1 protein-coding gene is annotated in these 12,341 nt (G+C 60.9%); it reads left to right on the top strand.

Going from position 1 to position 12,341, the window contains the following annotated elements:
• The coding region (locus tag QQF40_RS16875) for an Ig-like domain-containing protein (protein ID WP_285462011.1) at window positions 1-12,341 on the top strand (12,341 nt) is incomplete at both ends.

The raw sequence follows: 12,341 nt of genomic DNA, 5'->3' as shown, positions 1-12,341 counted from the left end.
CCCTGGTGGTGCCGGAAGACGCTGACGTTACCGCGCCGAACACCCCGGCCATCGCCTCCGCCACGGACGATGTGGAAGCCGATACCGGTGCCCTCGCCTCGGGCGACAGCACCAACGATGCGACGCCGACGCTGACCGGCAGCGCCGAAGCCGGCAGCACCGTCACCATCACCCACAACGGCGAAGTCGTTGATACGGTCGTGGCAGATGCCAATGGCAGCTGGAGCTATACCCCGAGCACTGATCTCACCGACGGTGGTCACGTCTTCAGCGTCACCGCGACTGATGCTGCCGGCAACGAAAGTGCGCCGTCCGGCGAGTTCACGCTCACCGTCGATACTGCTGCGCCGGATGCGCCAGTCCTGTCCGAGACCGATGGCACCACCGTCGCCGGAACCGGTGAAGCGGGCACCACGGTCGAGATCACCAATGCCAACGATGATGTGGTGGGTACCGCGGTCGTCGATGCAGAAGGCAACTTCTCCGTTGAGCTCTCACCGGAGCAGGAAGCTGGCAGCACTCTGACAGCCACGGCAACCGATGCGGCCGGCAATGAAAGCGCAGCGTCCGCGGCACTCGATGTGCCGGTCGATGCTGACGTTACCGCGCCGAACACGCCGACCATCACCTCGGCGACCGACGATGTACCAGCCGATACCGGTGCCCTCGCCTCGGGCGACAGCACCAACGATGCGACGCCGACGCTGACCGGCAGCGCCGAAGCCGGCAGCACCGTCACCATCACCCACAACGGCGAAGTTGTTGATAGCGTGACGGCGGATACCAATGGCGCCTGGAGCTATACCCCGAGCACTGATCTCATCGATGGCGAGCATGCCTTCAGCGTCACCGCGACAGATGCCGCCGGCAACGAGAGTGCGCCGTCTGGCGAGTTCACGCTCACCGTCGACACTGTCGCCCCTGATGCACCAACCCTGTCCGAGACCGATGGCACCACCGTCGCCGGAACCGGTGAAGCGGGCACCACGATCGAGATCACCAACACTGCTGGCGACATCTTGGGCTCTGCGGTCGTCGATGCAGAAGGCAACTTCTCGGTTGAGCTCTCACCGGAGCAGGAAGCTGGCAGCACTCTGACAGCCACGGCAACCGATGCGGCCGGCAACGAAAGCGCAGCGTCCACGGCACTTGATGTGCCCGAAGACGCTGACGTGACTCCGCCCAACACCCCGACCATCACCTCGGCGACCGACGATGTACCAGCCGATACCGGTGCCCTCGCCTCCGGCGACAGCACCAATGACACCACGCCGACCCTGGGCGGTACTGCTGAAGCCGGCAGCACCGTCACCATCACCCACAACGGCGAAGTCGTTGATAGCGTGACGGCAGATGCCAATGGCAGCTGGAGCTATACCCCGAGCACTGATCTCACCGACGGTGATCACGTCTTCAGCGTTTCCGCGACCGATGCCGCCGGCAACGAAAGTGCGCTGTCTGGCGAGTTCACGCTCACCGTCGACACTGTCGCCCCTGATGCACCAACCCTGTCCGAGACCGATGGCACCACCGTCGCCGGAACCGGTGAAGCGGGCACCACGATCGAGATCACCAACACTGCTGGCGACATCTTGGGCTCTGCGGTCGTCGATGCAGAAGGCAACTTCTCGGTTGAGCTCTCACCGGAGCAGGAAGCTGGCAGCACTCTGACAGCCACGGCAACCGATGCGGCCGGCAACGAAAGCGCAGCGTCCACGGCACTTGATGTGCCCGAAGACGCTGACGTGACTCCGCCCAACACCCCGACCATCGCCTCCGCCACGGATGATGTGGAAGCCGACACCGGTGCCCTCGCCTCCGGCGACAGCACCAATGACGCGACACCGACGCTGACCGGCAGCGCCGAAGCCGGCAGCACCGTCACCATCACCCACAACGGCGAAGTCGTTGATAGCGTGACGGCGGATACCAATGGCGCCTGGAGCTACACCCCGAGCACTGATCTCACCGATGGCGAGCATGTCTTCAGTGTCACTGCCACCGATGCCGCCGGCAACGAGAGTGCGTTGTCCGGCGAGTTCACGCTCACAGTCGATACCACTGCGCCGGATGCACCGGTTCTGTCCGAGACCGATGGCGAGACGGCCAATGGCAGCACCGTCAACGGCAGCGCCGAGGCCGGTGGCACCGTCGAAGTCACCAATGGTGATGGCGATCTGCTGGGCACCGGCACTGTTGCCGATGACGGCACGTTCAGCATCACGCTGTCTCCGAAGCAGGAAGCCGGCGCTGAGCTGACTGCCACCGTCACCGACGCCGCGGGTAACGAAAGCCCGGTCTCCGACGCCCTGGTGGTGCCGGAAGCTGCGGATGTCACTGCCCCCAACACCCCGACCATCGCCTCCGCCACGGATGATGTGGAAGCCGACACCGGTGCCCTCGCCTCCGGCGACAGCACCAATGACGCGACACCGACGCTGACCGGCAGCGCCGAAGCCGGCAGCACCGTCACCATCACCCACAACGGCGAAGTCGTTGATAGCGTGACGGCGGATACCAATGGCGCCTGGAGCTACACCCCGAGCACTGATCTCACCGATGGCGAGCATGTCTTCAGCGTCACTGCGACCGATGACGCCGACAACGAAAGCGCACCGTCTGGCGAGTTCACACTGACGATTGATACCACTGCGCCGGATGCGCCGGTTCTGTCCGAGACCGATGGCACCACCGTCGCCGGAACCGGTGAAACGGGCACCACGGTCGAGATCACCAATGCCAACGATGATGTGGTGGGTACCGCGGTCGTCGATGCAGAAGGCAACTTTTCCGTTGAGCTCTCACCGGAGCAGGAAGCTGGCAGCACCCTGACAGCCACGGCAACCGATGCGGCTGGCAATGAAAGCCCGGCCTCCGACACCCTGGTGGTGCCGGAAGCTGCGGATGTCACTGCCCCCAACACCCCGACCATCGCCTCCGCCACGGATGATGTGGAAGCCGTGACCGGTACCCTCGCCTCCGGCGACAGCACCAATGACGCGACGCCGACGCTGACCGGCAGCGCCGAAGCCGGCAGCACCGTCACGATTACCCACAATGGTGAAGAGATTGGCACCACCACCGCCGATGCTAATGGCACCTGGAGCTTCACGCCCGAGACCGATTTCGCCGATGGCGAGCATGTCTTCAGCGTCACCGCGACCGATACCGCCGGCAACGAAAGTGCAGCCTCTGGCGAGTTCACCCTCACCGTCGATACTGCTGCGCCGGATGCGCCAGTCCTGTCCGAGACCGATGGCACCACCGTCGCCGGAACCGGTGAAACGGGCACCACGGTCGAGATCACCAATGCCAACGATGATGTGGTGGGTACCGCGGTCGTCGATGCAGAAGGCAACTTTTCCGTTGAGCTCTCACCGGAGCAGGAAGCTGGCAGCACCCTGACAGCCACGGCAACCGATGCGGCTGGCAATGAAAGCCCGGCCTCCGACACCCTGGTGGTGCCGGAAGCTGCGGATGTCACTGCCCCCAACACCCCGACCATCGCCTCCGCCACGGACGATGTGGAAGCCGTGACCGGTGCCCTCGCCTCCGGCGACAGCACCAATGACGCGACGCCGACGCTGACCGGCAGCGCCGAAGCCGGCAGCACCGTCACCATCACCCACAACGGCGAAGTCGTTGATAGCGTGACGGCGGACACCAATGGCGCCTGGCGCTATACCCCGAGCACTGATCTCAACGACGGTGATCACAGCTTCAGCGTTACCGCGACCGATGCCGCCGGCAACGAAAGTGCAGCCTCTGGCGAGTTCACCCTCACCGTTGATACTGCTGCGCCGGATGCGCCAGTCCTGTCCGAGACCGATGGCGAGACGGCCAATGGCAGCACCGTCAACGGCAGCGCCGAGGCCGGTGGCACCGTCGAAGTCACCAATGGTGATGGCGATCTGCTGGGCACCGGCACTGTTGCCGATGACGGCACGTTCAGCATCACGCTGTCTCCGAAGCAGGAAGCCGGCGCTGAGCTGACTGCCACCGTCACCGACGCCGCGGGTAACGAAAGCCCGGTCTCCGACGCCCTGGTGGTGCCGGAAGCTGCGGATGTCACTGCCCCCAACACCCCGACCATCGCCTCCGCCACGGACGATGTGGAAGCCGTGACCGGTGCCCTCGCCTCCGGCGACAGCACCAATGACGCGACGCCGACGCTGACCGGCAGCGCCGAAGCCGGCAGCACCGTCACCATCACCCACAACGGCGAAGTCGTTGATAGCGTGACGGCGGACACCAATGGCGCCTGGCGCTATACCCCGAGCACTGATCTCAACGACGGTGATCACATCTTCAGCGTTACCGCGACCGATGCCGCCGGCAACGAAAGTGCAGCCTCTGGCGAGTTCACCCTCACCGTCGATACTGCTGCGCCGGATGCGCCAGTCCTGTCCGAGACCGATGGCACCACCGTCGCAGGAACCGGGGAAGCGGGCACCACGGTCGAGATCACCAATGCCAACGATGATGTGGTGGGTACCGCGGTCGTCGATGCAGAAGGCAACTTCTCCGTTGAGCTCTCACCGGAGCAGGAAGCTGGCAGCACTCTGACAGCCACGGCAACCGATGCGGCCGGCAATGAAAGCGCAGCGTCCGCGGCACTCGATGTGCCGGTCGATGCTGACGTTACCGCGCCGAACACGCCGACCATCACCTCGGCGACCGACGATGTACCAGCCGATACCGGTGCCCTCGCCTCCGGCGACAGCACCAATGACGCGACGCCGACGCTGACCGGCAGCGCCGAAGCCGGCAGCACCGTCACGATTACCCACAATGGTGAAGAGATTGGCACCACCACCGCCGATGCTAATGGCACCTGGAGCTTCACGCCCGAGACCGATTTCGCCGATGGCGAGCATGTCTTCAGCGTCACCGCGACCGATACCGCCGGCAACGAAAGTGCAGCCTCTGGCGAGTTCACCCTCACCGTCGATACTGCTGCGCCGGATGCGCCAGTCCTGTCCGAGACCGATGGCACCACCGTCGCCGGAACCGGTGAAACGGGCACCACGGTCGAGATCACCAACACTGCTGGCGACATCTTGGGCTCTGCGGTCGTCGATGCAGAAGGCAACTTCTCGGTTGAGCTCTCACCGGAGCAGGAAGCTGGCAGCACTCTGACAGCCACGGCAACCGATGCGGCTGGCAATGAAAGCCCGGCCTCCGACACCCTGGTGGTGCCGGAAGCTGCGGATGTCACTGCCCCCAACACCCCGACCATCGCCTCCGCCACGGACGATGTGGAAGCCGTGACCGGTGCCCTCGCCTCCGGCGACAGCACCAATGACGCGACGCCGACGCTGACCGGCAGCGCCGAGGCCGGCAGTACCGTCACCATAACCCGCAACGGCGAAGTCGTTGATAGCGTGACAGCAGATGCCAATGGCACCTGGAACTACACCCCGAGCACTGATCTCACCGACGGTGATCACGTTTTCAGCGTCACCGCGACCGATGCGGCCGGCAACGAAAGTGTGCCGTCTAGCGAGTTCACGCTCACCGTCGACACTGTCGCCCCAGATGCGCCGGTTCTGTCCGAGACCGATGGCGAGACGGCCAATGGCAGCACTGTCAACGGCAGCGCCGAGGCAGGTGGCACCGTCGAAGTCACCAATGGTGATGGCGATCTGCTGGGAACCAGCACTGTTGCCGATGACGGCACGTTCAGCATCACGCTGTCTCCGAAGCAGGAAGCCGGCGCTGAGCTGACTGCCACCGTCACCGACGCCGCGGGTAACGAAAGCCCGGTCTCCGACGCCCTGGTGGTGCCGGAAGCTGCGGATGTCACTGCCCCCAACACCCCGACCATCGCCTCCGCCACGGACGATGTGGAAGCCGTGACCGGTGCCCTCGCCTCCGGCGACAGCACCAATGACGCGACGCCGACGCTGACCGGCAGCGCCGAAGCCGGCAGCACCGTCACGATTACCCACAATGGTGAAGAGATTGGCACCACCACCGCCGATGCTAATGGCACCTGGAGCTTCACGCCCGAGACCGATTTCGCCGATGGCGAGCATGTCTTCAGCGTCACCGCGACCGATACCGCCGGCAACGAAAGTGCGCCGTCTGGCGAGTTCACGCTCACCGTCGACACTGTCGCCCCTGATGCACCAACCCTGTCTGAGACCGATGGCACCACCGTCGCCGGCACCGGTGAAGCGGGCACCACGATCGAGATCACCAACACAGCTGGCGACATCTTGGGCTCTGCGGTCGTCGATGCAGAAGGCAACTTCTCGGTTGAGCTCTCCCCGGAGCAGGAAGCCGGCAGTGAGCTGACTGCCACCGTCACTGACGCGGCAGGTAATGAAAGCGCGGTTTCCGACACCCTGCTGGTGCCGGAAGATGCCGACGTCACCGCCCCGAATGCGCCGACCATCGCATCTGCCACCGATAACGTGGCGGCCGTGACCGGCTCCCTTGCCAATGGCGACAGCACCAATGATGCGACGCCGACGCTGACCGGCAGCGCCGAGGCCGGTAGCACCGTCACCATCACCCACAACGGCGAAGTCGTTGATAGCGCGACAGCCGATGCCAATGGCACCTGGAGCTATACCCCGAGCACTGATCTCATCGATGGCGAGCATGCCTTCAGCGTCACCGCGACAGATGCCGCCGGCAACGAGAGTGCGCCGTCTGGCGAGTTCACGCTCACCGTCGATACTACTGAGCCCACCAATCCGGCCTTGGCGCTCACCACCGATACCAACATCACCGACGACGGCATCACCAGCAATGGTGAGATCACCGTCAGTGGCCTCGAGACTGACGCGACCTGGGAGTATTCCCTCGACGGCGGCAGCACTTGGAACGATGGCACCGGCACCACCTTCACACTGGAGGAAGGTGTCTATGCCGATGGTGTTGTGCAGATTCGTCAGACCGATGTCGCCGGCAACGTCAGCAATGAGGTCAGCCTCGGTGCGGTGACTGTCGATACCACCATCGCCGATCCGGCCCTCGCGCTGACCACCGACACGCTCGATGCCGACGGCATCACCAGCAATGGTGAGGTCACCGTCAGTGGCCTCGAGACTGACGCGTCCTGGGAGTACTCCCTCGACGGCGGCAGCACCTGGGATGCTGGCACTGGCACCACCTTCACTCTCGCCGAAGGCAGCTATGCCGATGGTGTTGTGCAGATCCGTCAGACCGATGTCGCCGGCAACGTCAGCAATGAGGTCAGCCTCGGTGCGGTAACGATCGATGCGACCGCCCCAACGGGCAGCATCGCCTTCGTCGACGGTGACGATGGCCTGCTCAATCTGGCAGACATCAGCGCCGTCGATCTGACTGGCAGCATCGAGGCCGGCCTCGACAGCAGCAATGTCGTGATCACCATCACTGACAGCGCCGATCCGGCCAACGGGATCACCGTCGACACGACTGACATCACGGTCGACGGTGCCGGCAATCTGTCCGTAACCGGTCTGGACCTGAGCATTGCAACTTCCGGGCTCACGGAAGGCGCCCTCACCGTCTCGATGACCGTGACCGATGTGGCGGGCAATACGTTCGAGACCGATGGCACCACCACCAGTGACCTCACGGTGCCTGACGCTCCGAGCCTTGCGCTCACCAACGACACCAACATCACCGATGACGGCATCACCAGCAATGGTGAAGTCACCGTCAGTGGCCTCGAGACTGACGCGACCTGGGAGTATTCCCTCGACGGCGGCAGCACCTGGGATGCTGGCACTGGCACCACCTTCACACTGGAGGAAGGTGTCTACGCCGATGGTGTTGTGCAGATCCGTCAGACCGATGTCGCCGGCAACGTCAGCAATGAGGTCAGCCTCGGTGCGGTGACGGTCGATACCACCATCGCCGATCCGGGTCTCGCGCTGACCACCGACACCAACATCACCGACGACGGCATCACCAGCAATGGTGAAGTCACCGTCAGTGGTCTCGAGACCGACGCGACCTGGGAGTACTCCCTCGACGGCGGCAGCACTTGGAACGATGGCACCGGCACCAACTTCACACTGGAGGAAGGTGTCTATGCCGATGGTGTTGTGCAGATTCGTCAGACCGATGTCGCCGGCAACGTCAGCGAAGCCGTGAACCTGGGCGCTGTGACGGTTGATAACACGGCGCCGGACGCACCGCCGTCACTAGTGATTGGTGAAGCCCTCAATGGCGTGAATATCGAGGAGCTGACAGATGGGCTGCAAGCCGAGGTCGCGCTCAGTGAGGATACCGTCGCAGGGGATACGGCCACGGTCACCTTGGTTGACACAGATGATGCGGACAATGTGATTATTGCTGATGTGGAGCTGGATGAAACGGATATCGACGCAGGCACTGTGGCTGTGACCATCCCGGCTGACACGTTGACCGATGGCAGTAGCTACAACGCCTCAGCTGTCATTACTGACGCTGCAGGCAACGCCAGCAATGAAGTCAATCTGGGTACAGTGACCATAGATGCCACTGCCCCCACAACGACTATCACCATCGACTCCATCAGTGATGATACTGGCCTCGCAGCCGATGATTTCATCACTAATGACGATGATGGCCTGACGGTCACCGCCACGCTGAGTGCCGAGCTCGCCACGGGTGAAGCTCTGCTCTACAGCACCGATGGCACCACCTGGGTCGACATCACCGACAGCGTGACCGGTACTGCCGTCAGCTACGTAGATACCGATCTCACCGCCTCTGCCACCGTGCAGCTCAAGGTGCAGGACGCCGCCGGCAACGATGGCGCCATCGAGAGTCAAGACATCGTCATCGATACGACTGCTCCGGCAGGGAGCGATATCAACTTCACGGATGCTGATGGGGATGACCTCAACGCTGCAGAAGCGACAGATGTGACATTCGAAGGCACTGTCGAATCTGGCTTGACCAGCAGCAATCTCACGATTGTGATCACAGATACCGACAATGGCTCCGTCACCGTCCCGACCGAGAACATCACTGTCTCGGCGGCGGGCGAAGTGACTGTGTCAGGCGTAGACCTCACCGGTCTGGCAGAGGGACTGCTGACCGTGTCCATGACCGTGACGGACGATGCGGGAAATGAGAATGTGGCCGCCGTGACCGATACGGCGACCAAGCTGAGCGACGATTTCCTCGATCTGGGCAATGCCAACCGTCTGACGATCTCGGAAGCGCTGATCGCCTCTGTGGCGGGCGCCGTCGCCAGCACTCAGACATTCGCCGATACCAGCGGTGAGGCAACTCTCTCACTCAGCTCCACCGAGTCGCTCACCAGCAACGGCCAGGCACTTGAATGGGTCGTCACGGATGAAGGGCGCACGCTCACACTGGCAAGTGATGTCGATAACGCTGCTGCGACGGCCATCATGGTCGTTTCCGTCACCGAGGATGGCACGGATGTTGTCTACAGCGCAGAACTGCTCGGCAATATTGATCAGGTAGATGCCGAGTCATCCACGGTGGATGTGCTTGTCACTCTTAGCGATGGCGCGTCGAGCACCAGCAGTACCTTGAACATCGATATCACTGATGATGTACCGACGATTGCGGCAAGTACCGTCGTGGAGACTCTGAGCTCGAATACGGATTACACCGGCTCCATCTTCGATGGTGAGGATGACTTCGGGTTTGGGGCTGATGCGGCAAATGGGCAGGTGCAGTCCTTCGTGTTCAAGGGCCTGACATTCACTGTCTCTGATGATGGCACCTACGCGGACGTGACCGGTACCTCTACCGAGATTGGCCTGGAAGCTGGCGATACTGTCAGCATCGTCGATGGCATTCTGGCGGTCGAAACGCTCTCCGGTGAATCCTTCAGCCTGAATATCGACTCAGGGGACTATAGCTACAGCCACCAGGGCCAGTTCAGCGCAACAGAGGAAGCCAATACGCGGCCTATCGTCAATGTGTCGAATACAGATGATGTTCTTGGGCTCGTCGGTGTCAACTTGCTGGATATTGTTGACTTAAGTAACGACCAGCTCTACAGCGCCTATGATGCCGAAGGAAACTTAGAATCAATAACTCTAAGCACGGCAAATCTCTACACCACGATAGAGGAACTGCTTGGCACAATATCAGCAGTGCTTGATACGGTCATTAATCCATTTGGTGTGACTCTTATATCTCTAGAGGATCTCATCAATGGCATCATTGCAGAGAGCCAGTGGTCATTCAGTAGCGCATTGGAAAACGAGCTAGGCCTTAATGTCGCTCCTACTGAAGTAGGTAATATTCTGAACCTCACCATCACGGATGCAGATGGTGGCACTATCTCCAATCTCGAAGCCAGCGAGATTCTTGCAAACGTTGAGTTTACGATTGAACTGACTGGAGTGGTGGGTGGTGTCATCGACTCTCTCAATACACTGGGTGTATTGAACGTAAACAACATTTTGAATTCAATACTCGAGACAAGTGTAATAACTGCATCGGATTCTCTATCTGCGGAATCCAATACCGCTGCTGATGCAACGGTCTTGACCGCTGATATCCTTGCAGAAGGATATACTTCACCTGTTGTTGAGGGGACGAATGATGATGATTCTTCAATAGATGCTTCTGTACCTGGCTCTAACCTCTATGGATATGCTGGAAACGACACACTAAATGGTGGAAGTGGAAGTAATATCCTGCGCGGTGGCAGCGGCGTTGACAAACTTTATGGTGCCGCTGGTAGTGACTTACTGATTGGCGGTTCTGGCTCCGATACCGAGCTTGATGGTGGAGCAGGCGTCGATATTATTCGTTGGGAGTCCGGTGATGAGGGCACTGTCTCTGCTGCGGCAATAGACACCGTGCTCAACTTCAACAATGGTGGCGTCGGGTCGGGGGACATTCTTGATCTGCGCGATATGCTCAATGGGGCCTATTATGTCGATAGCGCCACCAACAACCTCGCGAGCTATATCAGTGCCGAATATGTCTCGGCAACCGGTGCGACCGTCCTCTATATCAACACAGAGGGTGGATTGACGGCTTCCCCTGCCGCGTCCGCAAATCAGGTCATCAATATCGATGGACTCGATCTGACCGTTGGTGGCACCCTGACGAGCAGTGAGGTCATCGACTCTCTCATCAGCGGCGAGCAGTTGTTGGTGGGCACGGAGGTCAATGAGTCTGATGTCAGTGTCACGGTCGTGGATGGTGATGGCGACACAGCGACCGGGGAAATCACCTTCGTCGGTGAGGAAAGCCTGGACGCGGTCACCAATACCGCCCCTATCGTCACCCTGCAGGATTCTGAGCTGTTGGGCCTGGTCGGTCTCGAGGCACTCGATCTGATTGACCTTTCCAACAACAAGGTCTTCGTCGCAGACCCCGACAACAACCTGCGCGAAGTCGTGATCAACTACGCTGCAGTTGTGGATGTCAGTGCACTGAGCGGTTTGCTCACTGATCCTCAATTCACTTGGGACAACGACCTGGCAACTTCGCTTGGTCTATCAGTTACAAGTAGCAATGGCGGGATCATCGGTACACTCGCCACTACCGCGGAGCTGACCATTACCGCGACTGACGGTGGAAATATCGACAACCTGGCGCTCACTCAATTCCTAGCGACTATCGGGTTCGATGATGGCGGTGCTGCCCAATACAACTTGGCGAACATCGACCTACTTGATGCCTACAGCATCACGGCAACCGATGCCTACGATGCCAGCACCACAGATGCCATCTCCTCCTTGGCAGGTGTAGAGGCGCTCGATGGCAATGATCCCTTGTTCTACGGTATCGACGAGAGCAATACCTTTATTGGTAGCCTGCTGACCGATGACTCAATCGACATTTCAGCCAATCTCGAAGGAGGCACCATATTTGGCCTTTCCGGCAATGACTCTCTTATCGGCAGTAGCTTTGATGATGTCATTCGAGGGGGCGAGGGGGATGACTCACTGGTCGGGAACGCAGGGAATGACTTGCTGATTGGCGATTCGGGCAGCAATACCTTCGATGGCGGCGCGGGTGATGACCTGATCGTCACTTCCAGCCTGGACTTCACCATCGAGGGTGGCGCTGACATCGATACCGTCAGCTTCGATGGCACAGGAAAAGGCATCGATCTCGTCGCCTTGTCCGCCCAGGCTGAGCCCAGTGTCATGACAAACATCGAAGTGCTCGATATCTCGGCCAGCAGCGAGACCGGCACCAGCCTGAAAATCGATGCCGATACGGTATTGAACCTCACCGATGGTGATAACGAGCTGTACATCGATGGCGATGAAGGCGATAGCGTGGAAGCGGCTGGGGCAACATCCTCCGCGACAACGACCGAGTTCAAAGGCACGACGTATGATACTTATCAGCTTGGTGAGGCAACGCTGTATATCGATCAAGACGTGACCGTGAATACCAGCAACGGA

Origin of the sequence: Cobetia sp. LC6, assembly GCF_030264805.1 — a bacterium.
Classification (GTDB): Bacteria; Pseudomonadota; Gammaproteobacteria; order Pseudomonadales; family Halomonadaceae; genus Cobetia.
The sequence above is the reverse complement of the archived record's forward strand: the minus strand, read 5'-3'. Positions and strand labels throughout refer to the sequence as shown.